The sequence below is a fragment of the Calidithermus timidus DSM 17022 genome, assembly GCF_000373205.1.
GTDB classification, from domain to species: Bacteria; Deinococcota; Deinococci; order Deinococcales; family Thermaceae; genus Calidithermus; species Calidithermus timidus.
In genome coordinates, this window is sequence record NZ_KB890697.1 from 79,376 (window position 1) to 102,408 (window position 23,033).

Annotated in this window: 22 protein-coding genes; 10 read left to right on the plus strand and 12 right to left on the minus strand. The window is 65.1% G+C overall.

What is annotated here, in order from left to right; genetic code table 11:
• The first annotated feature begins 30 nt into the window (after positions 1 to 30).
• Positions 31 to 1,074 carry a thiamine ABC transporter substrate-binding protein gene (locus B047_RS0109480; protein WP_018466719.1) on the plus strand — a complete coding sequence of 348 codons (1,044 nt, stop codon included), beginning with the start codon at positions 31 to 33 and terminating at the stop codon, positions 1,072 to 1,074.
• A 4-nt stretch (positions 1,075 to 1,078) separates the two neighbouring features.
• Complete coding sequence (locus tag B047_RS0109485) at positions 1,079 to 2,626, plus strand: ABC transporter permease (protein WP_018466720.1); 1,548 nt, start codon at positions 1,079 to 1,081, stop codon at positions 2,624 to 2,626.
• Between the two features lie 20 nt (positions 2,627 to 2,646).
• On the opposite strand, the gene fba is transcribed toward B047_RS0109485, so the two are convergent.
• The 3 genes from fba to B047_RS17235 all read right to left on the minus strand — a co-directional run bounded on the left by fba (position 2,647) and on the right by B047_RS17235 (position 5,990).
• Positions 2,647 to 3,564, minus strand: a complete 918-nt coding sequence (fba, locus tag B047_RS0109490; protein ID WP_026234774.1) for a class II fructose-1,6-bisphosphate aldolase — start codon at positions 3,562 to 3,564, stop codon at positions 2,647 to 2,649.
• Positions 3,565 to 3,840: 276 nt separating this feature from the next.
• Positions 3,841 to 4,953: a type IV pilus twitching motility protein PilT gene (locus B047_RS0109495; RefSeq protein ID WP_018466722.1), complete on the minus strand. Its 1,113-nt coding sequence runs from the start codon at positions 4,951 to 4,953 to the stop codon at positions 3,841 to 3,843.
• 89 nt (positions 4,954 to 5,042) lie between these two features.
• Positions 5,043 to 5,990, minus strand: coding sequence for a GGDEF domain-containing protein (locus B047_RS17235; RefSeq protein WP_157205875.1), 948 nt, complete (start codon positions 5,988 to 5,990; stop codon positions 5,043 to 5,045).
• 159 nt (positions 5,991 to 6,149) lie between these two features.
• Here B047_RS17235 and B047_RS0109505 point away from each other — a divergent pair, with 159 nt between their 5' ends.
• The 3 genes from B047_RS0109505 to B047_RS0109515 all read left to right on the plus strand — a co-directional run bounded on the left by B047_RS0109505 (position 6,150) and on the right by B047_RS0109515 (position 8,599).
• Positions 6,150 to 6,428 (plus strand): hypothetical protein, encoded by a 279-nt coding sequence (locus tag B047_RS0109505; RefSeq protein WP_018466724.1) that lies wholly within the window; start codon positions 6,150 to 6,152, stop codon positions 6,426 to 6,428.
• Positions 6,429 to 6,505: 77 nt separating this feature from the next.
• Positions 6,506 to 7,714, plus strand: a complete 1,209-nt coding sequence (locus B047_RS0109510; protein ID WP_018466725.1) for an aminotransferase-like domain-containing protein — start codon at positions 6,506 to 6,508, stop codon at positions 7,712 to 7,714.
• 126 nt (positions 7,715 to 7,840) lie between these two features.
• Positions 7,841 to 8,599 (plus strand): DUF4388 domain-containing protein, encoded by a 759-nt coding sequence (locus B047_RS0109515; protein ID WP_018466726.1) that lies wholly within the window; start codon positions 7,841 to 7,843, stop codon positions 8,597 to 8,599.
• A gap of 6 nt (positions 8,600 to 8,605) precedes the next feature.
• Here the strand turns inward: B047_RS0109515 and B047_RS0109520 are convergent, their stop codons facing one another.
• The 5 genes from B047_RS0109520 to glyA all read right to left on the minus strand — a co-directional run bounded on the left by B047_RS0109520 (position 8,606) and on the right by glyA (position 13,559).
• Positions 8,606 to 9,310, minus strand: coding sequence for a tetratricopeptide repeat protein (locus B047_RS0109520; RefSeq protein WP_018466727.1), 705 nt, complete (start codon positions 9,308 to 9,310; stop codon positions 8,606 to 8,608).
• Positions 9,311 to 9,452: 142 nt separating this feature from the next.
• Positions 9,453 to 10,787 carry a glycogen synthase gene (locus tag B047_RS0109525; protein ID WP_018466728.1) on the minus strand — a complete coding sequence of 445 codons (1,335 nt, stop codon included), beginning with the start codon at positions 10,785 to 10,787 and terminating at the stop codon, positions 9,453 to 9,455.
• Positions 10,788 to 10,843: 56 nt separating this feature from the next.
• A complete protein-coding gene (locus tag B047_RS0109530) occupies positions 10,844 to 11,263 on the minus strand; it encodes a gamma-glutamylcyclotransferase family protein (protein ID WP_018466729.1) in 420 nt (139 codons plus the stop codon).
• Positions 11,264 to 11,329: 66 nt separating this feature from the next.
• The gene (locus B047_RS0109535) at positions 11,330 to 12,217 is read right to left on the minus strand and encodes a carboxypeptidase-like regulatory domain-containing protein (RefSeq protein ID WP_018466730.1); all 888 of its coding nucleotides are present in this window, start codon (positions 12,215 to 12,217) and stop codon (positions 11,330 to 11,332) included.
• Between the two features lie 109 nt (positions 12,218 to 12,326).
• Positions 12,327 to 13,559 (minus strand): serine hydroxymethyltransferase, encoded by a 1,233-nt coding sequence (gene glyA / locus B047_RS0109540; protein WP_018466731.1) that lies wholly within the window; start codon positions 13,557 to 13,559, stop codon positions 12,327 to 12,329.
• A gap of 83 nt (positions 13,560 to 13,642) precedes the next feature.
• Here glyA and B047_RS0109545 point away from each other — a divergent pair, with 83 nt between their 5' ends.
• A complete protein-coding gene (locus B047_RS0109545) occupies positions 13,643 to 14,203 on the plus strand; it encodes a 5-formyltetrahydrofolate cyclo-ligase (protein WP_018466732.1) in 561 nt (186 codons plus the stop codon).
• A 37-nt stretch (positions 14,204 to 14,240) separates the two neighbouring features.
• On the opposite strand, the gene B047_RS0109550 is transcribed toward B047_RS0109545, so the two are convergent.
• Complete coding sequence (locus tag B047_RS0109550) at positions 14,241 to 14,555, minus strand: FUN14 domain-containing protein (RefSeq protein WP_018466733.1); 315 nt, start codon at positions 14,553 to 14,555, stop codon at positions 14,241 to 14,243.
• Positions 14,556 to 14,635: 80 nt separating this feature from the next.
• Here B047_RS0109550 and B047_RS0109555 point away from each other — a divergent pair, with 80 nt between their 5' ends.
• On the plus strand, positions 14,636 to 17,974 hold the full coding sequence (locus B047_RS0109555) for a diguanylate cyclase (protein ID WP_018466734.1): 3,339 nt from the start codon (positions 14,636 to 14,638) through the stop codon (positions 17,972 to 17,974).
• A gap of 20 nt (positions 17,975 to 17,994) precedes the next feature.
• Here the strand turns inward: B047_RS0109555 and B047_RS0109560 are convergent, their stop codons facing one another.
• A complete protein-coding gene (locus B047_RS0109560; protein WP_018466735.1) occupies positions 17,995 to 18,561 on the minus strand; it encodes an HD domain-containing protein in 567 nt (188 codons plus the stop codon).
• A 91-nt stretch (positions 18,562 to 18,652) separates the two neighbouring features.
• Between B047_RS0109560 and ispF the strand changes: the two genes are divergently transcribed.
• Complete coding sequence (gene ispF, locus B047_RS0109565; RefSeq protein WP_018466736.1) at positions 18,653 to 19,114, plus strand: 2-C-methyl-D-erythritol 2,4-cyclodiphosphate synthase; 462 nt, start codon at positions 18,653 to 18,655, stop codon at positions 19,112 to 19,114.
• Positions 19,111 to 19,740 (plus strand): trimeric intracellular cation channel family protein, encoded by a 630-nt coding sequence (locus B047_RS0109570; RefSeq protein ID WP_018466737.1) that lies wholly within the window; start codon positions 19,111 to 19,113, stop codon positions 19,738 to 19,740. The genes ispF and B047_RS0109570 overlap by 4 nt, the downstream gene beginning before the upstream one ends.
• Positions 19,741 to 19,770: 30 nt before the next feature.
• Here B047_RS0109570 and B047_RS0109575 read toward each other — a convergent pair whose 3' ends face one another.
• On the minus strand, positions 19,771 to 20,463 hold the full coding sequence (locus tag B047_RS0109575) for a tetratricopeptide repeat protein (protein WP_157205877.1): 693 nt from the start codon (positions 20,461 to 20,463) through the stop codon (positions 19,771 to 19,773).
• Positions 20,464 to 20,629: 166 nt separating this feature from the next.
• Between B047_RS0109575 and B047_RS0109580 the strand changes: the two genes are divergently transcribed.
• Positions 20,630 to 22,123: a tetratricopeptide repeat protein gene (locus B047_RS0109580; protein ID WP_018466739.1), complete on the plus strand. Its 1,494-nt coding sequence runs from the start codon at positions 20,630 to 20,632 to the stop codon at positions 22,121 to 22,123.
• A gap of 3 nt (positions 22,124 to 22,126) precedes the next feature.
• Here the strand turns inward: B047_RS0109580 and surE are convergent, their stop codons facing one another.
• Positions 22,127 to 22,873 (minus strand): 5'/3'-nucleotidase SurE, encoded by a 747-nt coding sequence (surE, locus tag B047_RS0109585; protein WP_018466740.1) that lies wholly within the window; start codon positions 22,871 to 22,873, stop codon positions 22,127 to 22,129.
• Positions 22,874 to 23,033 lie beyond the last annotated feature (160 nt).

Sequence of the window (23,033 nt, forward strand, 5' to 3'; positions counted from 1 at the left end):
GGCCCCCTCCGGTGACAAGGGGGATTTTTTATGTTCAAAAAGCTTCTTCTGGCGACGCTGACCCTGCTGGGGTTGGCCCAGGCGCAGCAGCTCACCATCCTGAGCCACGAGAGCTTCAACCTCGACAAGAAGCTGGTGGCCGAGTTCGAGCAGAAAAACGGCATCAAGCTCCGCTTCCTCAAGGCAGGCGACGCCGGGGAGATGTTAAACAAAGCCATCCTGAGCAAGGCGGCCCCTGTGGCCGACGTGATCTACGGCTTCGACAACTCCCAGCTCTCGCTGGCCCTCGAGGCCGACATCCTCCAGCCTTACGCCTCCCCCGTCCTCCCGGCGCTGCGCCCTGAGTTTGTGCTCGACCGGAGCTACCGCGCCCTGCCGGTGGACTACGGTTACGTGGCGCTCAACTACGACAAGGCCTACTTCAAGGACAAGCCCCTACCCCAAAGCTTCGCCGAGCTGGCCAAGCCCGAGTTCGCCAAGCTGCTGGTAGTGACCAACCCGGCCACCTCCTCGCCGGGGCTGGCCTTCCTGCTGGCTACGGTCAAGACCTTCGGCGAGGACGGCTACCTCGACTTCTGGGCCAGCCTGCGCGACGGTGGGGTGCGCGTCGAGAAGGGCTGGAGCGAGGCCTACTATACCGCTTTTTCCAAGTCCGGCGGCGACCGCCCGCTGGTGGTGAGCTATGCGACCAGCCCCGCCGCCGAGCTGTTCTATTCGGAGAAAAAGCTCGACGAACCCCCCACGGGCAACCTGCTCCTGCCGGGCAGTTCCTTCCTGCAGGTGGAGTTCGTGGGCATCCTCAAGGGCACCAAGCAGCCCGCTGCCGCCCGTAAGTTCGTGGACTGGCTGCTCTCCAGGCCCGTGCAGGAGAGCATCCCCACCGAGATGTGGATCTACCCCACCCGCAAGGACGCCAAGCTGCCCGAGGTGTTCAAGTGGGCCGAGGTGCCCAAAGCCCCGGCCACCCTCGAGCCCCGGAGCATCGCCCAAAACCGCGAGCGCTGGGTGAGCGAGTGGACCAAAGTGGTGCTACAGGGACAATCGCCCGAGGCGGTGAAGAAGGGACGAAAATAGCTGCATGCGCCTGAGCCCTCTGCTGGCCCTGCCCGTGCTGCTCTTCTTGGCGCTGGCGCTGGGCTATCCGCTGGCGCGGGTGCTGCTGCTGGGTCTGGGGGAGGGTCTGGGGGAAACCCTGCGGAACCCATACTACTGGGGACGGCTGGGGTGGAGCCTGGAGTACGGGATGGCCTCGAGCCTCCTCACCACCCTGCTGGCCCTGCCCCTGGCCTACGCCTTCCGCTACCGCTTTCCAGGACGGGAGGCCCTGCTCTCGCTCTCGACGGTACCCTTCGTACTGCCCACCATCGTGGTGGCCCTGGGCTTCCTGGCCCTGGCAGGTCCCCGGGGCCTGCTGGGGCTCAACTTGCAGGGAACACCCTGGATTTTGCTGTGGGCTGCGGTGTTTTACAACCTGGGCCTGGTGCTGCGCCTGCTGGTGGTGCTGTTGCCCGGCCTCGAGACCCCCCTGGCCGCCGCCCGCACCCTGGGCGCATCGCCCTGGCGGGCCTACCTGCGGGTGGGTATTCCCCTGCTGGCTCCGGGATTGCTGGCCGGGGGTGGCCTGACCTTCCTCTACACTTTCAGCAGCTTCGGGCTGCCGCTGGTGTTGGGGGGACAGCGCTATGCGACGCTCGAGGTGGAGATTTACAACCTACTCAGCTACCGCCTGGCCTTCCCCGAGGCCACCGCGCTGGCCCTGGCCCAGCTCACCGTGAGCGCGGGGGTCACGCTGCTGTACCTGTGGGCCCAGGCCCGGCTGGCCTTGTCATTGCAACCTGAGGCAGGCCCCCGGCCCCTCCCGCGCCCCAAAGCCTGGGCGCTTGCGCTGGCCCTGTGGCTGGGGTTTGCCCTGCTCTACGCCCCCTTGCTGGCCCTGCTGCTCAAGGCGCTGCAAAGCCCCTCGGCCTTCACTACCGTCTGGAACAGCGACGATTTCACCCCGGCAGGCGAGGCTTTGTGGAACACCCTGCGCTTCGCCGGGCTGACCCTGCTGCTGGCCCTTCCCATCGGTTTTCTCTACGCCTACGCGGTCTGGCGCGGTGAAGGGCCGCACCCGCGCCGCTTGGGGCCTCGCTGGCTCGACCTGACCGGGATGCTTCCCCTGCTGGTCTCCCCGGTGTTGGTGGGGCTGGGCTATCTGCTGACTTACCCGCAATTGAGCGGCTCGCTGCTGCTGCTGATCGCGGCCTATGCGCTGCTGAGCTACCCGCTGTTGAGCCGTGCGCTGCTCCCGGCGCTGCGGGCCATGCCGAAGAGCGCACTCGAGGCCGCCCGCACCCTGGGTGCCAGCCCCTGGCGCCGTCTGTGGCGCGTGGAATGGCCCCTGCTCCAGCCCACCCTGCGCTCAGGAGCAGCCCTGACCCTGGCCGCCGTGATCGGGGAGTTCGGGGCCACGCTCATCCTGCGCCGTCCGGAGTGGACTACCCTCTCCCTCGCCATCTACGAGCGCCTGGGACGGCCCGGAGCCACCCCCTTCGCCGAGGCGCTGGCCTTGTCGGTCGTGCTGGGGCTGCTGGCAGGCGGGGTGTTCTACCTGCTCGACCGAGGACGGGGCACGGTGGGCTAGGGCGGGTACAGGGCCCGGCCCTACGCCTTCCCCGCCGAACCGAAGAGCTCCATACGGGCTTTGACGATCTTTTTCATCTCCTCGCGGGCTGGGCCCAGGATCTTGCGCGGGTCGAACTCCTTGGCGCTGCCGCCCAGCACCTCGCGCATGACCGCTACGAAGCCCAGGCGCAGGTCGGTGTCGGTGTTGATCTTGGCGATGCCGGCCTGGATGCCCTTCTGGATGTCCTCGGGGTGGATACCGGCGGCCTCGCCGATCTCGCCCCCGGCGGCGCGGAAGCGCTCGACGAGTTCCTGGGGCACACTGCTGGCCCCGTGCATCACCAACGGGTTGGGAACAGCGGCGGCGATGGCCTTGATGCGCTCATGGTCGATGAAGGGACGACCCTTGCCTTTGTAGGCCCCGTGCGAGGTGCCGATGGCCACAGCCAAATAGTCGGCACCGGTGGCGTCCATGAACATCTTGGCCTCCTCGGGGTTGGTCAGGAAGGCATCTTCGGCGCTCACCACCACGTGCTCCTCCACCCCGCCCAGGCGGCCAATCTCGGCCTCCACGCTCACGCCCAGGGCGTGGGCGGCCTCCACCACGCGCTTGGTCTCGCGGATGTTGGTCTCGGTGTCCTCGTGAGACTTGTCGATCATCACGCTGGTGAAGCCCATTTGGATGGCCTTGAGGCAGGACTCGTAGGAGGAGCCGTGGTCGAGGTGGATGCACACCGGCACCCGCGCGTCGCGGCCGAGCTCGCGGGCCATGGTCACCAGGGCCTTGCCGCCGTACTTCATGGCCCCTTCGGAAAGGGCCAGCAGCACCGGGCTCCTGGCCTCCTCGGCGGCCTCGAGCACTGCCTGCACGAACTCCATGTTGTTGACGTTGAAAGCCCCCACCCCATAGCCCTCTTTGCGGGCCTTGCTGAGAATTTCCATTCCGGTTACGAGCATCGTATCCTCCGGGGGACAGTCTAATACCAGATTCGGTTAGTTTGTCACCGAATGGTGACGAACTAACCCGACCGAAGGGAGTGCTCTGGGATTCAAAAAGATAGCCTCTGGGTTTTGGTTTTGAAGAGTATCTTTTTGAATCCGGTATAACGTACACCCGCCGGGCGCGGGTCGTACACCTTACGCAAAACGCCCATACCCCCGGCGCCGGGGGAAGGGCTCCCCACGCTACGAACCCTCAGCCTTTGGCTGAGCATCGAGGGCCAATGGCCCTCTTCAGTACGCTCTTCCCGTTGCCTTGGTGAGCAACAGCTTGAGCTCGTGAGGGCTGGTGGCGGTGAGCTCGGCGTCCTCGAGGCTGATCAGACCCTCCTGGTAGAGCCTGGAGAGGTGTTGCTCGAAGGTCTGCATGCCGCGCAGGTTGTCCTGCGACATGAACTCGCGGATTTGCGGGGTCTTGTGCTCGTCCTTGATCAGCTCTCGGATCAACGGGGTCGCCAGGAGCACCTCCAACGCCAGCACCCGCCCCCCTCCATCGGCGCGGGGCACCAGGCGCTGGGAGAGGATACCCAGCAGCGACTCGGCCAGCAGGATGCGGATCTGGGTGTGGTCTTGCGGGGGGAAGAAGTCGATGATGCGGTTGATGGTGCGGGTGGCGTCGAGGGTGTGCAGGGTGGAAAAGACCAGGTGCCCGGTCTGGGCAGCCATGATCGCGGCCTCCACCGTCTCGCGGTCGCGCATCTCTCCGATGAGGATGACGTCGGGGTCCTGGCGCATGGCGTACTTCAAGCCGGTGAGGAAGGAGTCGGTATCCACGCCAACCTCGCGCTGCACGACCAGGCTCTTCTTGTGCTTGTGCAGGTACTCGATGGGGTCTTCAATGGTGATGATGTTCTTGGCCGAGTGGAGGTTGATGTAGTCGACCATCGCGGCCAGGGTGGTGGTCTTGCCCGAGCCGGTGGGGCCGGTCACCAGCACCAGGCCGCGCTCCTGGTTGGCCAGGCTCTCCATCACCTCTTTGGGCAGGCCCAGCGCCTCGAAGCCGGGAATGGCCTCGGAGACCACCCGGATCACCATGCCCATGCTGCCGCGCTGGTGCAGCAGGTTGCAGCGAAAGCGGGCCAGTCCCGGAAGGGTGAAGGCGAAGTCGAGTTCCTTGCGGTACTCCAGCTCTTCCTGCTGCTCGGGGGTCATCAGGGCCTTGGCGAAGGTCTCGATGTCCCCCTGACTCATCACTTTGTTGTTAAAAGGCTTGAGTTTGCCGTAGACCCGCATGGTGGGCGGAGCTCCGACCTGCAGGTGGATGTCCGAGGCCTGAGCTTGCACCATGGCCTTGAGCATCTCGAGGATTGAAGTGGATTTCGAGCTCATCGGGGCTACCTCGGCCATAAGCTAATGCTAGTTCAAGCTAGCTTGCGCCTTTTGCCTTCCTTACCAAGGGCGCACCAGAGCTTAACTCTGCATTAAGGGTCGGGGCTTCAGTTGACGTTCTCACCGCGCATGTCCAGCTTTCCAGTGTATTTCATGCGGTACATCGCGGCGTCGGCTTTGACCAATAGAGCCTCGAGGCTCTCTCCCCGCCGCGGTTGCACACAGCCCACGTCCCCCTGGACCTCGACCAACCCCACCGAGGTTTGGAAGGGGTGGTCGAAGGTTTCCATCAGCCGCTCGGGCAAGTCCGGCGAGGCGCTGGCCACCACGAACTCGTCCCCTCCGTAACGCAGCACCAGATCCTCGCGGCGTACGGCAGCCTTGAGGCGATCGGCCACACCCTTGAGCACCTCGTCCCCCACGGTATGGCCGTAGGTGTCGTTGATGGTTTTGAAGTTCTTGAGGTCTACGAAAGCCAGCACAAAGGGCTTATTGCCCCTGATCCAGTCATCCAGCCGGCTCAGCCCCGACCTGCGGTTGAGCACCCCGGTCAGGGGATCGCGCTCGCCGATGTAGCGCTCGGCATGGATCCCACGCGTGTTGAGGGCGAACATCGTCAGGCCGACGGCGTGGGCCAGCAGGTAGGAAAAATAGCCCGGGTGGCCATAGCCCACCACCCCCAGCACCGCCACGGCCCCCAGGTAAGGCACCGCCTCCCAGCGCCGCACTCCGCGGTCGTTGCCCGCCACAATGGCGCTGTACAGCCAGATATAGACGATGAAGACCAGCGGGCTCTCGCTTCCCCCGGCCAGGCGCAGCACCCAGGCCAGCAACACCAGGTCCACGAAGAAGACAAAGTCATCGAGGAAAACCCCTTTGCGCCGGTAATACAAGTAGTTAATCCACTGCTGGGCGAAGGCGATCAGCAGTGCTACCAACAGCTCCCCCAGGCTGATGGAAGTGCCCCCGATGGCCGCCAAGGACAGCAGCCCCACCGCGAGCACCGCCCGTGCCCATACCCCGTTCAACCAGCCTTGGAATAATTGGGATCGCACTCCGCACCATTCTAGAGGGTCTGGGGGACTTCACCGTGTTCATGGCGCAGACCATTGACCAGGTTCAGCGCGCGGTCTCGAGCCTGCTCCACGTCGTTCCAGAGTTCACACACCCCACCAGTTTACGCAGCGGCCAGCGGGGTGGAGTAAACTGCCGCCATGGGCAAAAAGCGCCGTGAAGAAAAGCTACGCCGCAAGGCCACTCAGCGCCCTCCCCTCACCCTCAGGGAAGCCGTTAGGTTTTTCCCCGGCCTGTTCTTGCGCACCTTCCTGGTGCTGACCCCGGTCACCTTGCTCATGCTCATACTGGCCGGCATGGGGCTGAGTTTCTTCAACAACTTCTTCGTGCAGCTCGCGGTCTACCTGGCAACCTACTTCGCCTTCCAGAAGTTCATCATGGGACCGCTATACCGCCCCCCGACCCCCAGATCGAAGTGAGATTGCGTTTCGCGTTGGGCACTTAACGTGTAACGCAATTACATCACCCGCCCATAAAAACGCAGTAGACTGAGGGTATGGGTTCTCAAATCTCATGGGAAGGCCGCTTTGCGCGGCGTGCCGCACGCATCACCAGCTCGACCATCCGCGAACTCCTCAAAATGGCTCAGCAACCGGGGATGATCACCTTCTCGGGCGGTCTCCCGGCCCCTGAGCTCTTCCCCGCCGAGGCCATGGCCGAAGCCAGCGCCAGGCTGCTGCGGGAGAAGGCCCACCAGGCCCTCCAGTACAGCACCACCGAGGGCTATCCGGCCCTGCGCGAGTGGGTGGCGGCCCAGCTTCCGAACACCCAGCCCGATCAGGTGCTCATGGTTTCGGGTTCGCAACAAGCCCTCGACCTGCTGGGCAAGATCTTCATCGACCCCGCTTCGCCGGTGGCGGTGGAATCGCCCACTTACATGGGCGCGCTCTCGGCCTTCAACCCCTACGAGCCCGAGTACCTGAGCATAGCCATGGACGAGGAGGGGATGGTCCCCGAAGCGCTCGAGGCGGTGTTGAAGCGGGGACCGCGCTTTATCTACGCCCTGCCCACCTTTCAGAACCCTTCGGGCCGCCTAATGAGCCTCGAGCGGCGCAGGAAACTCGTCGAGCTGGCCGATAAATACGGCGTACCCATCGTGGAGGACGACGCTTACGCCGAGCTGTACTACGGCGGGCAGAAGCTCCCCACCCTCTATACCCTCGACCAGCAGATGCGCGGGGATGGCGAGGGCAACGTGATCTACCTGAGCACCTTCTCCAAGACCCTGGCCCCCGGCCTGCGCGTGGCCTATGCCGTAGGCCCGCGTCCGGTAATCCACAAGCTCGTGCAGGCCAAGCAAGGAGCCGACCTACACAGCGGCTCGCTCAACCAGATGCTGGTCTACGAGATGGTCAAGTACGGCCTCGAGGAGCAGCTTTCCAAGATCCGCCAAACCTACGCTGCCCGCCGCGACGTGATGCTCGAGGCCCTGGCCCAGCACCTGCCCAAGGGCATCGTGTGGAACCAACCCAAAGGCGGCATGTTCATCTGGATGCAGTTGCCCCAGCGCCTGGATGCGGTGAGCCTGTTCAAGAAGGCGATAGAGCAAAAAGTGACCTTCGTGCCTGGCCAGCCCTTCCACGCCGATGGCAGCGGCCACAACACCCTGCGCCTGTCCTTCTCCAACGCCGAACCCGAGCTCATTCGCGAGGGAATCCGGCGGCTAGGCCGGGCGGCTGAGGAGGAGATGGAGCTGGTCAAGTAGATCAGTGGGCATGGCCTGTGGGCCAGGGCTATTTGCTCCTGCTTGAGCTTGGCTTTAGGTAACTGCTGTAATTGTTCGGATTCGGGTTTCTCCTCACCGGGCCTGAGTTACCCTGAAGGCTCGGGTATGGACGGAGATTTCAGCCTCTTAGGGCCCATCGACCTGCTGCAAATGCTCTCGCAGGCCCGGCAGACTGGAGTGTTCCAGGTGCCAGGAGGTAAGGTCTTCATCGAAGAGGGCAATCCCATACACGCCGAGTACCGTGGGCGCAGCGGGCCGGATGGGCTGTACCAGATCCTGGCGCTCAAGGAAGGGCAATTCCGTTTTCTGAGGGGAGAAGTGGCCACCAAGGAAAGCTTAGAGGGCACTCTGGACAACTATCTCCTGCAAGCCCTGCGCTACCTCGACAGCCGGGTAGAGATCGGCCCTTTCGACCAGTTGGTGCTAGCCGATAGCCAGCGCACCCACAGCCTCACCCTCTCCCCCGACGAGCACAAGCTCGTCATGATGCTGAGCAAGCCCATCTCGGTAATCGATCTCATGGGTCAGACCGGGATGACCTTCGAAGCCATCGTCACGCTGGTAGGGCACATAGCACGGCTGGGCCTGGTGCGGGTGATTCACCGCACCCCCCACACCGTCCGGATGCGGGTAGAGATGCTGCTGCAAGAGGGCATCAGCCGCATAGACGCCATACTGCACAAGGCCTGGAAGCGCCAGTTCGGCTCCTTCGACGCCGTTGAAATTAACGTCGATGGGCGCAACCTACGAATCCCGGTAGAGCCGGCCAGCGGCCTGGGCGCTCGGCTTCTGGTCTCTCCCGAAGGCTTGATGTTCTACAACCTGCACGTAGGCTCAGAAGTGCTGGTGTGGCCTGCAATCTAAAGAGCCTCACCTCCTGAGCAGCCAGTAGATCACCACGATGACCACCACCCACAGCAGCCAGCGGCTGGAGAGGTGGCCCAGCACGGTGGGGCTGGGCCGGGGGAGCCCGCTGTCGGTGAGCTTGCGGGCGGGGTTGCGGTAGAGGATGCGCTGTTCGCGCTTGAGGTGATGGACCGACTTGTCGATGCGGCCAAGCCTGCGGTAAGCAACGGCCAGGTTGTGGTGAGCGTGGGGGTAATCGGGGTTGGACTGCAGGGCCTTCTCGTACATCGACACGGCTTCGGCGACGCGACCAGCCTCGAGCTCGAGGTTGCCCAGATTGGTGATCGAGCGGTAATGGCCGGGATCGAGCCGCAGGGAGTGATTGAAAGCCAATCGGGCCCCCTCCGTGTCCCCCTCGCGTACCCGGATCACCCCCAGCACGCAGTAGGCCTCGGCTCCGAGGTGTGGGTCGTCCAGGTAGGGCTCGAGGGCCACCGGATCCTCGGCTTCGAAAGCTTTGAGGGCCTCGCGGGCCTCAGCCAGGTTGAGGTAAGGGGCGAGAAATCTGGCGTCCTTCTCGAGGCTCTTGCGGGCCATCTCGTAGCGCTTGTCACGCAACCAGGAGCGCAGCTCCAGCAGCGCTGCCAACCCAGCCTCGTCGCCTTTGGGCCCTAGCAAGCTCTGCCGCTTGGCTTCGTCGTAGCGGCCCTGTCTGAGCAGTTCCTCCATCACGTCGCATATCGTACGCTATCAGCCAGCCCTATCCCCTCGCGTTTGGCATGTCCGCCACACGCGGTAGAGCCCAACAGCACATTCATGGAGCGCGAATCCGGGTACCCGTACAGGCACCTATGCGACGGTGTGCTAGCGACTACATCGAGCTGTACAACTCGATGTAGTCCTGCGCCGGACCATCCCAGGAGAAGTCGCGCAGCATTCCGTTTCGCGCCACTGCCAGGCGGTCGGGGTGTTTGAGGAACTCGCTCACCCCATACAGCACCCCTCCGGCATCGGCGTGGGCGAAGAGGAAGCCGGTTTCCCAGTGCTGCACGGTGTCCTTGAGGCCACCCACCGCCCGCACGATGGGCGGGGTGCCGTAGCGCATGGCGATCATCTGGGCCAGGCCACACGGTTCGAAGCGCGAGGGCATCAAGAAGCCGTCGCAGCCAGCGTAGATGCGGTGGGCTAATGGCTCGTTGAAGCCCTGGACGTAGACCACCCGGCCCCTATGGTGCTGGGCAGCCCAGGTGAAGCTGCGCTCGAGGTAGGGGTCGCCGCTGCCCAGGACCATCAGGTTGACCCCCATATCCATCAGGCCGGGCAGGGCATCGAGGATCGCATCAATGCCCTTCTGGTGGACAAAGCGTGACACCACGCCCAGGGTGGGGCGGTCCTCGAGGCCATGCTCTGCCAGCAGCTCGGCCCGGACCTTCCACTTGCCGCTCAGGTCGCTGCTGTCGTAGTGGTGCGGCAGGTAGCGGTCGTCGCGGGGGTTCCAGTAGGCGGTGTCCAGGCCGTTGAGGATACCCCTGAGCTTCCATTCCTGCGCGCGCAGCACCCCGTCGAGGCCCTCCCCGAACTCGGGCGAACGGATCTCCTGGGCGTAGCTGGGCGAGACGGTGGTTACCCGGTCGGCGTTGACGATGCCGCATTTCATCAGGTTGACCGCGTTGTTGTGCTCGAGGCCCGCCCCGTAATAGGTCTCGCCGGGAAGCCCGCTCCAGGCGTAGAAGTCCTGCGAACCCCAAACGCCCTGATAGGCCAGGTTGTGGATGGTGTAGACCGTGCGCCCGCCGAAGTAGCCCAGCTTGCGCAACAGCGGCAGCAGCGCAGCCTGCCAGTCGTGGGCGTGCACGACGTCGAAGTCTCGCAGCATCTCGGCCACTGCCATCTGGAACTTGAGGAAGCGACGAAAGTCGTCGTCGTAGCCGTAGGGCCTTTCGCGGGCGAACTCGGGCAGGCCCACCAGCACGTAGCGCACCCCCTCGTGCTCGGCGTGCCCGATGCCTGCCTTCTCGCGCCCCCCGGCGAAGTTGAACCAGGCCTCGCCCACATAGTAGCCGTCGATGCCCCAATACCACGGTAGAAAAATGGTGGGCTCGAGGCCCCGCCGCTTGAGCGCTTGCGGCAAGCTGCCCACCACGTCGGCCAAACCACCCACCTTGGCAAAGGGGAAGGCCTCGGATGCCACGAAGGCTACACGCATGCGACCGTTTTACACCCGCTGGGTTGCCGAAGGCTACTCCAGGCCAGGCGCTGACCTCAAGCCGGCTCGGCCCAATCGCCCTGAGGCAACCAGACCCCACCCACCCGCCGGACGGCCTCGAGGCTGGGGTACACATAAGTCCACACCCGCACTGCCCCGCCGTTCGGGCGTCGGGCTTCCACCTGGACGCGCTCGTATTCCCGCCCGGCATCCTCGAGCGCATCCAGGGTGATCAGGGCGGCCTCGAGGTCGGCGAAATACTGCACCTCACCCCACACCCGGCCCTCCCCCGCCACGATGGCCGGGTAGCTGTAGGGGCGCTCGGAAGCCTTGGGCAGGTGATAAAGCGCAAAGCCCTCGAGCCAGGCCGGTTCCGAACGCACCCACCCGGCCTGCCGGGAAACCCCAAAGTTGCGCTGCCCCTGCTTGAGGGTGCCGTAGACGAAAACTGCGACGGGAGAAGGCGGCTGTGACATCGCCCTACACGCTAGTGGGTGGAGCGGAAAGGGGCAAGGGCCAAGGCGCCCTGGGCACTCCTGCGGTCACGGCGATGCCTCGAGCCACACCGAGAGCACGCGGTTGTCCGGGATCTTAGCGGTGCCCTCGTAGCTCTGGAAGCCGGGGGCTTCGACGGTGTAGCGGTAGCTGCCCGCAGGCAGGTTGGTGAAGGCCGCGTAGGGGGACGAGCGGCTCGAGACCACTTCCCCGCTTTCCCGTCGCAAGGTGAAGGTGGCCTCGGGGGCATTGGTGGACAGGCGTAGGGTGCACGGACATCCCGCACGCTCGGCGCTGGCTTCGGGCACCGTGACCCGCACGATACTGCTCTCGCTGAGGATGTTCTGCTGCAGGTCGATGGCCCTCGCTCGCACGTTGTACTCCCCGGCCTGGCGGAAATCGTAGGCGAAGGTCCAGCGCCCGTTAGCCCGCACGGGAACCCGACCCACCACCCTCTCCTCCACCAATACCGCCACCGTCATGCCCACCGGCCCGCTGCCGCTGAACACCCCGATGCCACTGTCCAGGGTGCTGCCATCGGCGGGGGCGGTGATGGTGGTTCCGGTACTCGAGAGCGGCGCTCCTCTTACGCCCAGGCTCAACTCCTCGCCCTCGGCCAGCACCTTGCGATCGGCATCAACCGCCTTGAGCTGAAGGAGGTGATCGCCGGGACCGCCCAAGTTGACCTCGCTGCTCCAGCGCCCGGCGTCGTCACTGGCGATCAGGCTGGCTTTGAGCCCATCGATCCAGATCTCGACCAGGCTGTTGGGCTGGGCGCTTCCGACCAGCGTGACGCTGGGGGAGTCCAGCAGGCTTCCGGCAGAGGGCTCGAACAGGGCCGGAACGACCGCGGGTTGGGGTTGGGGTCGGGTCAGCACGAAGACCAGCAGGAGCCCCACTCCACCCAACAGCACGAAGACGCTTCGCCGTGACATCAGCCACCACCTTCTGAGGCTGTCGGGGGAATTCGGCAGCAGCCCTCCACTCCAGCAGCATACAAGCCTGGGTCGCGGATGGGGGCTCGGGGGTGGTCCGCTTTGCCGGCTAGGGCATCGGGTGGGCCGAGGCGAAAGCCCGCACCCGCTCGCGCAGTTCCTCGCTGGGGCCTTGGGTGAGGGCCTCATCGATGAAGGCGGCGATGAGGGGCATCTCCTCAGCGGTGAAGTTGCGGGTGGTGATGGCCGGGGTGCCGATACGGATACCCGAGGTCACCCAGGGCTTCTCGGGGTCGTAGGGCACAGTGCTCTTGGAGACGGTGATGTTGACCTTGTCGAGGATGCTGGAGGCCTTGTTGCCCTTGATGCCCTGCGGGCGCAGGTCGAGCACGAAGAGGTGGTTATCGGTGCCCCCCGAGACCACCCGGTAACCACGCTCGATGAAGCTCTTGGCCAGGGCCTGGGCGTTGTCGATGATGCGGCGGGCATAGTCCTTGAAGGAGGGTTGCAGCGCCTCCCAGAAGGCCACCGCCTTGGCCGCGATCACGTGCTCGAGCGGCCCCCCCTGGAGGCCGGGAAAGATCATCTTGTCGATCTTGGCCCCGATCTCCGCGTCGTTGGAGAGGATTAGCCCCGAGCGCGGCCCGCGCAGGGTCTTGTGGGTGGTGGAGGTCACCACGTGGGCGTAAGGGATGGGCGAGGGGTGCAGCCCCGCAGCCACCAGCCCGGCGATGTGGGCGATGTCGGCCATCAGGTAGGCTCCCACCTCGTCGGCGATGGCGCGGAACTTCTCGAAGTCGATGATGCGGCTGTAGGCGCTAGCTCCGGCGATGATCAGCCTGGGCCTGTGCTCGAGGGCGAGCTTGCGCACGACGTCGTAGTCGATGTACTCGGTCTGGGGGTCCACGGGGTAGCCGATGACGCGGTAGTTGAGCCCGGAGAAGTTGACGGGCGAACCGTGGGTGAGGTGCCCCCCCTGGTCGAGGGCCATGCCCATGACGGTATCGCCCTTCTCCAGCAGGGCGTAGTACACGGCGAGGTTAGCCGAAGAGCCTGAGTGCGGTTGCACGTTGGCCCAGGCTGCGCCGAAAAGCTGCTTGGCCCGCTCGATGGCCAAAGCCTCGATCTCATCGATCACCTCGCAGCCGCCGTAGTAGCGCTTGCCGGGGTAGCCCTCGGCGTATTTGTTGGTCAGCACGCTCCCGGTGGCTTCGCGCACGGCGCGGGAGGTGAAGTTCTCGCTGGCGATGAGCTCGAGGCCCTCGCGCTGGCGGGCTTCCTCTTTGGCGATCAAATCGAAGAGCACGTCGTCACGGGCGGGGGTTTCGGGCGACTGAATCACTCCAACAGTATAAGCGGGGAAGGGGGGTCGTGCGTTGGACGTTCAGAACCTACTTAGCTACCGACCCCTTCTATACTTATCTCGTGACCGCAGGCCAGCTACGCGAGCAAGTCTGGAACAGCCTTTCCCAGCGCAGGGCTGCCGTCTATCCCACCCCGCCGCACGGGCATCACCCCAACTTCGTAGGCGCGAACAGGGCAGCCGAGCGGCTCATGGGCCTCGAGGTCTTCCTCGAAGCCGAAGTGTTCCTGGCCGGGCCCGACCAGGTACTCAAGCCCCTGCGCGAGGCCATCCTCAAATCGGGCAGGCGGCTGGTGATGCCCCACCCCGACAAGGTCGGGCACTATCTGCTGCTGGAAGGGGTGCAGCCTGCACTGCTCAAGCGCGTGCGGGACATCACCCGCTACGGCAAGCCGGTTCAGCTCGAGCAGACCCCAATAGACCTGGTGCTCGTAGGCTGCGTAGCGGTAGACCGTAAGTTCGGCTGGATCGGCAAAGGCTACGGTTTCCCTCCCAAGCACCTGCCGATCGCCGCTCCCTGGGCCACCCTGGCCCACCCCATGATGCTGATGGAGGAGCTCTACGCCGAGCCCGAGCGGCACGTGGATCTCATCGCCACGCCGCTCGAGGTGCTGCGGCGGTGAGGCCTGGTCACTCTCTCACGAACGTAGCCCAGCCCCTTTACCCCCTGCGCAACCCGAGGATCAGCCCGGCCACGAAAGCCCCCCCGAAGGGCAGGTTGGTGGTCAGAACGGCCACTAGACGTTCCCAGGCTCCCCTGAGTTGCTCCTGCTGAAACAGTGGCTCCACATCGCGCTGTATGCGGGTCCAGTCTACGCTGATGTAGCCCATCGAAGCCAGCACCTGCACCACGACGAAAATGATCCCAAAGGCCACCGCCACAAATTTGCCCACCTTGTTGAGGGCGTAGCCGGTGGCAAAGCCCGCAATGCCGCCAAAACTGATCTGGCCGATGTAGGGTTGTATCCAATCCACGGGCTTATGATGCCACAAACCCGACAGGCCTTCGGTTCTTTTGCCCGTAAAATGGCGCTAGCCATGTTTGGGGTTTGCCCATGATCTCGCCACAGCTCGACCCTCTGACGGGAGCGCTGAGCCGGGCTGAGCTGTTCCCCGCCCTCGAGGCCACCCTCAGCGAAGCGGAGCTCACCGGCGACGAGACCGCCCTGTTGATCCTGGACCTCGACCACTTCAAGAGCATCAACGACACCTTCGGCCACGCCCGCGGCGACGCCATCCTGCGGGAGCTGGTCGAGCGCATCCAGGGCGCGATCCGCGCAGGCGACCGACTGTTTCGCTACGGCGGCGATGAGTTCGTGTTGCTGCTGCCGGGCACCGACCACGCCCAGGCTGCCCTGCTGGCCGAGCGGCTCTTAAATGTGGTCCAGTCGCGGCCCTTCGCAGGCGACCCCCCCTTGTCACTGACCCTGAGCATCGGGCTGGCGACCAGCCGGGCCGGCGCCGATACCCCCGAAGCACTCTTCGAGCGGGCCGACCAGTACCTGCTCGCGGCCAAACGGCAGGGGCGTGCCCGGTTGGCCGAGGCCGAGGGCGAAGGTGAAATCCAGCAGACCCGCTGGCTCGAGCGCGAAGCCGCCCAGCTTGGCCTGCAGCACTTCCTGCGCACCCTGCCCCAGCATCGGCGGGGCTTGCTGCGCGTGCTGGGTCCCAGTGGGGCAGGGCACACCCGCTTCCTCGAGGAGGCCCAACGCCACGCCCGGCTGCTGGGCTACCGGACCTTCTGGCTCACGGGCCGCCGGGCCTACGCCACCCATCCCTATGGGGCACTGCTCGACGGCGTGGGCCTCGAGCTGACCGAAGCGGTAATCCAGCGGGGCAGCCCCGCCCTGAGGGCGCTGGAGGGTCCCCTGCTGTGGCTGGTGGACCGGCCGGGTGAGCTGGACGTGGCCAGCCGTAAGGTGATCGCCGAGTTGCTGAGCGAGCCTCAGGGGCCGGTGATGGGCCTGGCCGTCGGGGGGGATGGCATCGAGTGGCCCGTGCCCGCGCTGGTCGAGGAGGTGGAGCTGAGAGCCCTCTCGCTCGAGTCGGCCCGCGTCCTGCTGCGCAGCCGATTGCGCTGGGAAGCCCCGGAGGACTTGGTGCGGTGGCTGTGGCAGGAAACGGGGGGCTGGCCCCGACCCCTGCTGGAGCGGCTGGAGCAAGCCGAGCACAGCGGGGTTCTGCGAGTGCACAGCAAAGGCTACAGCCTCAGCCCCGACTACGCCCAAAAGCTCAGAGAGGCCCCGGCCCCGCCCCTGCCCGCGCCGGGCCTCCCCATCCCCAGGCATAGCCTCATCGGGCGCGACCGCGAGTTGCTGGAGCTCAAGCAGCTCTTGCGCGATCGCCGCCTGGTGACGCTGGTGGCCCAAGGGGGCATGGGCAAGACCCACCTCGCCATGCAGGCCGCGCTCGAGGTAGCCCATCTCTACCGCGACGGGGCCCACTTCATCTCCTTGACCGGCCTGGATGAAGCCGAGGGGTTGCCAAGCCGTCTCATCCAGGAATTCGGGCTCAAAAGCTCCGGCAATCCCCAGGAAAGCTTGGTGCAGCACTTCGCAGGTCGCCAGGTGCTGTGGGTGCTGGACAACTTCGAGCAGCTGCTCGAGGCCGGCGAGTTCCTGCGCGCCCTGCTGCAGGCCCTGCCCGAACTCACGCTGCTGGTGACCTCGCGCGAGCGGCTGGGGCTACCCGAGGAGTGGGTGCTGCCGCTGGAGGGGCTGGCGCTGCCCGAGGGTGAGGGGGACTCGGCGGCCATGCGGCTGCTGCTGCAGGCCATCCGGCGGGTCAACCCCAACCTGCGCCTGAGCCCCGCCGAGCTCGAGGCTGCCCGCCGCATCTGTCGGGCGGTGGAGGGCCTGCCGCTGGGGCTGGAGCTAGCCGCGGCCTGGGTCAAGGTGCTCAGTCTGGGCGAGATCGCCGAGGGGGTCGAGAAAAGCCTGGGCTTCCTGAGTTCGCCCCAGGGCGACGAAAGCCGCCCCGAACGCCACCGCTCGCTGCGGGCGGTGTTCGAGTCGTCGTGGCAACTGCTGCACCCTGAGGAGCAGCAGGTCCTGGCAAGCTTGACGCTCTTCCGGGGTGGCTTCGACCGTGAGGGCGCCGCCCAGGTAGCCGGAGCCTCGGTCTCGGGCCTGCTAGGGCTGGTCAACCTCTCGCTCGTGCAACGCGACCCCCACCACAGTGGGCGCTACCAGATGCACGAGTTGCTGCGGCAGTTTGCCCACGAAAAGCTCTCCCCCGAAGCCCTCGAGCGCAGCCTGGCCGCTCACGCCGAGTACTTCTGGAGCTTGGCGCAGCGGGCCGAGGCCGCCTTACAAGGCCCCGAGCAAAGCCGCTGGGTGCGGCGCATTGAACTCGAGTTCGACAACTTGCGGCTGGCTTTCTCCACCATGCAGCGCCTGGGCTGGGCCACCCAGGGCCAACAGATGGCCACCTGGCTCAGCCATTGCTACGCCTGGCACGGCTTCTACCGCGAAATCGCCCACTGGCACCGGGTCTTCCTGGAGATGCCTCATCAGGTACCCACGGCGGTGCGGGCCAGAACCCAACAGTCGCTGGCCCTTCAGCTCAAGAACCTGGGGCAGTGGGAGCAGAGCATGGCCACGCTGGAGCAAAGCCTCCAGGCCAGCCGTGCCCTGCAAGACCCCTGGTTGCTGGCCGAGGCTCTGCACATGCAGGGGCTGCTGCTGCGCGAATCGGGCGAGTTCGCACGGGCGTTGGCAGCGTTTGAGGAGTCGCTAGCCCTCAAGCAAGCAATTGGCGATCGCTACGGCGAGGCCACCACCCTCAACGACATCGGCATCGTCTACGGGTTGCAAGGACAGGACCGGACGGCCAGCACCTACTTCTTGCGCAGCCTCGAGATCAAGCGGGAAATCGGCGATGAGAAGGGCGTAGCCTACGCTCTGGGAAACTTGGCACTGGTCAGCGAAGACCACGAGGAGGCCCTGCGCTGGCTGTACGAGAGCCTGGAGATCAAACGACGCCTCAAGGATCAGCAAGGCATCGCCAATGCCCTCGTCAACATCGCTGGCCATCTGCTCAAAACCACAGGCCCCCTCGAGGCCTGGCCGCTGCTGGTGGAGAGCCTGCGCCTGTTCCACCAGATGGGACAGGTGGCCTCGCTGGCCCTGGTGCTCGTAAGCTGCGTACAAGCCTTGCTGGCCCTGCACCTACCGGCTCAGGCCCTGCAAATCGCGGCTGCGGTGGGACGGTGGGATCAGGAGCACTCGGCCAAACTACCCCCGGGAACCCGCCGGGCCCTCGAGGAGCACCTGCAAAAGGCCAGGGAAGCTCTAGGAGCAGACGCCGAGGCGATCTACCAGCAGGCTAAAGCCAACAGCCTCGAGCAAGGCTACCAGAGCGTGCTCGAGGTGCAGCTTCCCTTTGGCCAATAGCGCCGAGCTTTAAAGCGGGCTTAGTTGCCTGCTAAGCCCAACCGCTGGGCATCGGCCTTCATGGCCTCGAGGACAAAGCGCATGTGGGTGTCGAGGTCCACGCCCAGTTCCTCGGCTGCGCGCACGATGCCCTCGCGGTCTACGCGGGCGGCGAAGGCTTTGTCCTTGAACTTCTTCTTGAGGCTGCCGAGCTCGAGGCCCAGGATGCTCCTGTCGGGGCGCACGTAGACGGCAGCGGTGATCAGGCCGGTGAGCTCATCCACGGCGAACAGCGCTTTGGCCATGAGGGTGGTGCGGGGGTGCTCGGGCACGTCGGCGTGGCCCAAAATGGCCTCGCAGATCTCGGGGGAATAGCCCATCTTGCGCAGCAGTTCGACCCCCTTGTAGGGATGGGTCTCGGGCTCCTTCTCGTAGTCGAAGTCGTGCAGGATACCGGTGATGGCCCACTTCTCCTCGTCCTCGCCGAAGTACCGGGCATAAGCCCGCATGGCCGCCTCCACCGCCATCATGTGACGGCGCAGGCTCTCGGAGGATGTCCACTGCTGCATCAGCCTCAGCGCGTCGTCGTAGACCATGTAGATCGCCATAAAAAGAGTCTTCAGGCTCGAGGGGCCAGCGTCAAGGGTCACGTGGGGATGACGCTGGACCTCGAGCCGCCAAGTCCGGACAATGAAGACTATGCGAATTGGCTTTGGCGAAGACGCTCACCGCCTCGAGCCCGGTCGCGCCCTCTGGCTGGGCGGCGTGCACATCCCCTCCGAACGTGGCGCGCTGGCCCACTCCGACGGCGACGTGATCCTGCATGCCCTGTGCGACGCGCTGCTCTCGGCCTGTGCCCTGGGCGACATCGGCGTCCTCTTCCCCGACACCGACGCGCAGTGGAAGAACCTGCAAAGCCGGGTGATCCTGGAAGCGGTGCTGGAGCGGGTGGCTCGAGCGGGCTACCGCGTGAGCCAAGTCAGCGGGGTGGTCACCCTCGATCGGCCCAAGCTCGGTCCCCACCGCGCTGCCATCCAGGCCCACCTGGCCGAGCTGCTGTCGCTGCCCGAAGAACGGGTGGGGCTGACCTTCAAGACCTCCGAGGGCTTGGCCCCCGATCACGTCCAGGCCCGCTGCGTGGCCTTGCTCGAGGCGCTGTGAACCCCTGGCAGGTACTGGAATGGCTGGGCTGGCTGGGCACGCTGGCCTTCGCGGCCTCGGGCGCGCTGATGGGCGTGCAAAAGCGCTTCGATCTGGTGGGCGTGCTGGTGCTGGCCGGGGTTACAGCGGTGGGTGGAGGCTCGATCCGTGACATCGTGGTAGGCTCGCTACCCCCCCAGGCTTTCCGCCACGAGGCAGTGCTGTGGGTGGTGTTCGCGGTCTCGTTGCTGGTGTGGCGCTTTTATCGCCGGGTGGAGCGGCTCGAGCGCCCCATCTACTACCTCGACACCCTGGGGCTGGGCATCTTCGCGGCGCTGGGCGCCGAGCGCGGCTTCACCTTCGGGCTGGGCTTCTGGGGCTGCGTGTTCGCCGGGACGGTTTCGGGGGTGGGCGGTGGCGTGCTGCGCGATCTGCTCACCGGGCAAATCCCTGGCATCTTCTACCGCAACCGCGACCTCTACGCCACCGCCGCCGCCGCAGGAGCCGCACTGGTCTACGCGATCTACCGCTTCCTACCCGACCTGGCCGCCTTAGCCCTGGTGCTGGGCGCCCTCACCACCATCGCCCTGCGCCTGTCGAGCCGCTGGCTGGGGCTGAGGCTGCCCATGCCCAGGATCGGAAGCTAGAGCGCCTCCTGGTCATCGGCGTACTTTAGCCTATTTTAGCTCCTCGAGCTGCTTCTTGGCCCGCTCCTGATCCTTCTGGTCGGCATAGGTCTTGGCCGGAAGGGAGAGGGCAAACTCGAGCTGCTTGACGGCCTCGGCCTTGCGGTTCATCCGGGCCAGCGCGGTGGCGTACTCCACGCGGTGGATGATGGTCTGGGGCTCGAGCTTGATGGCCTCCTCGAACAGGGGCACCACCTGCCCCATGTTGGCACCGTAGAGCCAGCCCACGCCCTTCTGGGTCAGTTCGAGGTGCCACAGGGCGAGGGCTACCTTGGCTCCGGCGTGATTGGGGTTGAGCTTGAGGGCCTTGTTGAGGTTGTCGCGCACGCTCGAGGCCAGGTTGAGGCTTTCCAGGATGCCGCGGAACTGGGCCAAGCGGCCATGGGCACGCGCCAGTTCGAAATAGGCCTCGGGGTTATCGGGGTCGGCCTGAATGGCCTTCTTGGCCGCCTCCTCGGCCTTGTCGTACCATGAACCCCTCTCCTTGTCGGCAGCCTGGTATCCGGCATAGTAACTCGCGGCCTTCGCCGCCAGTACGTAGCCCGCATTGCCCAGCTTGAGGGCTTCGCTATAGGCTGCTTGCAGCTTGCCCTCGTCGATCATCTTCTCCACGGCTGCGGGGGTCTGAGCCAGGACCACCCCCAGCATCCACATACCGATACCAAGCACGACCCATCGTTTCATCTACATTACCTCCGACTGCGGTGCGATTTAACTTACTCCATGCAAATGTGTTTTGCTATAGAAGTTGACCCAGTTCAATGACTTCCCCGTTTCACGTAGGGTTACAACCCTCCAGTGTGGTTCGTCACGGCCTGGAACGCCTATCGTTACATGGTAGACTTACCGCATGGTTTTGGCCCCCCGTATACTCGCCAGAATCGGGCTCTGGGTGCTGTTTTTGGGCAGCCTCGCCCTAGCCCAGCTGGGAGCCAATGATTATTTTTTCCAGTGTCGAAGCCTATATACACGTGGTGACCTGAGCAGCGCCAAGGCCACCTGCGAGCTGGCCCTCACCGCCAATCCCCAGCACGTGCCCAGCCTCGAGCTTCTAACCCGCATCAACCTCGACGAAAAGCGCGTCGCCGAGGCCGAACAAGGCCTCGAGCAGCTCGAGGGAATAGTCGGCCCGGACAACGCCACCTTGCGGCTGTTGCGGGCGAGGTTGCTGCTGCTGCGGGGGCGGGCTGCCGAAGCCCTGAGGACTCTGCCCAATAACCGTGACCCCGAATCCTACCTCTACCAAGGGGTTGCCCTCGAGGCCCTAGGACGCTATGAGGAAGCCTACAACGCTTATCGCCGGGCCGACCGACTGCTGGAGGGGCGCCTAGGGGCCGGGCGCATGGCCCAGCGGCTGGGCCAGCCTACCGAGGGCATCTTCTTGCTGCGGGATAGTCCACGCGAGGAGCTGCTCAAGGGTGAGTTGCTGTGGAGCGCGGGGCGTCTGCAGGAAGCCGCAGCGGTGCTCGAACCAACCCTCTCCCGCTTCAGCCGCCTGGACGACGAGTATACCCAAGCCCTCAAGTTGCTCAGCGCCATCTATTACGGCAGGGGTGACCTCGAGCGCGGTGGGGCTTACCTGAGCCTGCTCAGCCAGCAGATGAGCCTGCCTATGCAGCTGCTGGTGCACATCTGGCCCTGGCTGGCAGTCTTCGTCCTTTACCTGGCGCTGATCCTCATCGGGGAGAGCCGCATCGAGCCCATGCGCACCGTCGAGCTCGACAGCCGGTTCCGCCTTGGGCCCGGCACGGTACACGCTTGGCTGACCTTAGCCCCCCTGATCGCCGGAGCCCTGACCGCGGGCATCGGATATTTCCTCTACGGCAACTGGCTGGCGGCCTTTACCCCGGTCCAGGCCGAGACCGTGCGCCCGATGTTCTACCTCCTGCTGGGCGCAGTAGCTTTCCTCATCGCTTACACCCGCATCGGCCTGGCCAACTTGCACCTGGGCGCGCGCCAAAACTGGATCGAGGGGGTATGGGCTGGCGTCGTGCTTTTGGCGATCATAGCCATCTATGGCCTCATCCGCAAGGCTCTGGGGTTGGGGGAATTCCCCAGCATCTACATCAGCTTCCTCGGCCTGGCGATGATGGAGCCGGTGTTGCGGGGAGCAGCTAATTTTTCCCTGCACGAGCGCTACCGTGAGCTCTCGACCTACATGCTGCCCCTGCTCTCAGGGCTGGCGATTTTCGGTCCCACGCTGCTGGGGGCAGGGGCAGCGGTGTTCCTGGGCTGGTTGCGCAAGCGCACGGGAGGAACCCTGGCAGGGATGGTAGCCTGGGTGGTCGTGGGCCTGATCCTGACCCTGGTGGCCGAGTCGCCTTTGATGCGTACGCTGCTATAGCCCTCATCCCTCCGCCATACTGCCTAGCTGCTCGAGGAAGCCATAGGCAGTGTAGTCCAGGCTCACCGGCGTGACCGAGACAAAGCCGTGCTGTACTGCCCAGAAGTCGGTGCCTTCCTGGAGTTCAGCCGTGGGCTTGCCCGCTACCCAGTAGTAGGGCCGCCCATCGGGGTCGTGGCGCTCGACCACGGAGTCTTCATAGCGGTGGGTAGAGAGTCTCGTAACCCGGATGCCCCGTGGAGGGCGGTTAGGGAAGTTGACGTTGAGCAGGGTTTTGGGGGGGAGGCCGTTTTTCAGCACCCAACGGGCGATCCTCAGCGCGTGCTTTGCCGCCTCCTCGAAGCGCAACTCCTCACCTGAGGCATCGAGGCTGAAGGCGATGGAGGGAACGCCCAGGGAAGCCCCCTCGAGGGCCGCTGCCACCGTACCGGAATGGGTCAGGTCGAGCCCCATGTTGACCCCGATGTTGATCCCCGAGACCACCAGGTCGGGACGGCCCAGCAGGTTGCTGCCCAGCACCACGCAGTCGGCAGGGGTACCGTCCACACGGTATGCGGGGATCTCACCAAAACCCGCTGAGGCCGTGTGTTTGAAGCGCAGGGGTCGCCGGAAGGTGATGCTGTGACCTACCCCAGACTGCTCAACGTCGGGGGCTACCACGCTGACTTCACCCAACTCACGCAGGGCGAAGGCCAGGGCTTTGATGCCGGGGGAGAAAATGCCGTCGTCGTTGGCAACTAGAATCCGCATAGAAGACAGCCTAACGCGAAAGGCGGGAAGCGGAAAGCGGGAGGCTTTCGACGCATGGTTCGTGGTTTGTCGGGGATCAAAGGCAGAAGACCCGTAGGACAAGAGGCGGGGCGGGCACAAGGACCCGCCCCCCGATCTGACTCTGGCATTCGGCGTTCGG

Excerpts from the sequence above, each read along its gene's own strand:
- B047_RS0109480 (WP_018466719.1), top strand. The coding sequence starts at position 31 with ATGTTCAAAAAGCTTCTTCTGGCGACGCTGACCCTGCTGGGGTTGGCC.
- B047_RS0109485 (WP_018466720.1), top strand. The coding sequence starts at position 1,079 with ATGCGCCTGAGCCCTCTGCTGGCCCTGCCCGTGCTGCTCTTCTTGGCG.
- fba (WP_026234774.1), bottom strand. The coding sequence starts at position 3,564 with ATGCTCGTAACCGGAATGGAAATTCTCAGCAAGGCCCGCAAAGAGGGC.
- B047_RS0109495 (WP_018466722.1), bottom strand. The coding sequence starts at position 4,953 with ATGGCCGAGGTAGCCCCGATGAGCTCGAAATCCACTTCAATCCTCGAG.
- B047_RS0109505 (WP_018466724.1), top strand. The coding sequence starts at position 6,150 with ATGGGCAAAAAGCGCCGTGAAGAAAAGCTACGCCGCAAGGCCACTCAG.
- B047_RS0109510 (WP_018466725.1), top strand. The coding sequence starts at position 6,506 with ATGGGTTCTCAAATCTCATGGGAAGGCCGCTTTGCGCGGCGTGCCGCA.
- B047_RS0109515 (WP_018466726.1), top strand. The coding sequence starts at position 7,841 with ATGGACGGAGATTTCAGCCTCTTAGGGCCCATCGACCTGCTGCAAATG.
- B047_RS0109520 (WP_018466727.1), bottom strand. The coding sequence starts at position 9,310 with ATGGAGGAACTGCTCAGACAGGGCCGCTACGACGAAGCCAAGCGGCAG.
- B047_RS0109525 (WP_018466728.1), bottom strand. The coding sequence starts at position 10,787 with ATGCGTGTAGCCTTCGTGGCATCCGAGGCCTTCCCCTTTGCCAAGGTG.
- B047_RS0109530 (WP_018466729.1), bottom strand. The coding sequence starts at position 11,263 with ATGTCACAGCCGCCTTCTCCCGTCGCAGTTTTCGTCTACGGCACCCTC.
- B047_RS0109535 (WP_018466730.1), bottom strand. The coding sequence starts at position 12,217 with ATGTCACGGCGAAGCGTCTTCGTGCTGTTGGGTGGAGTGGGGCTCCTG.
- B047_RS0109555 (WP_018466734.1), top strand. The coding sequence starts at position 14,636 with ATGATCTCGCCACAGCTCGACCCTCTGACGGGAGCGCTGAGCCGGGCT.
- B047_RS0109560 (WP_018466735.1), bottom strand. The coding sequence starts at position 18,561 with ATGGCGATCTACATGGTCTACGACGACGCGCTGAGGCTGATGCAGCAG.
- ispF (WP_018466736.1), top strand. The coding sequence starts at position 18,653 with ATGCGAATTGGCTTTGGCGAAGACGCTCACCGCCTCGAGCCCGGTCGC.
- B047_RS0109575 (WP_157205877.1), bottom strand. The coding sequence starts at position 20,463 with ATGAAACGATGGGTCGTGCTTGGTATCGGTATGTGGATGCTGGGGGTG.
- B047_RS0109580 (WP_018466739.1), top strand. The coding sequence starts at position 20,630 with ATGGTTTTGGCCCCCCGTATACTCGCCAGAATCGGGCTCTGGGTGCTG.
- surE (WP_018466740.1), bottom strand. The coding sequence starts at position 22,873 with ATGCGGATTCTAGTTGCCAACGACGACGGCATTTTCTCCCCCGGCATC.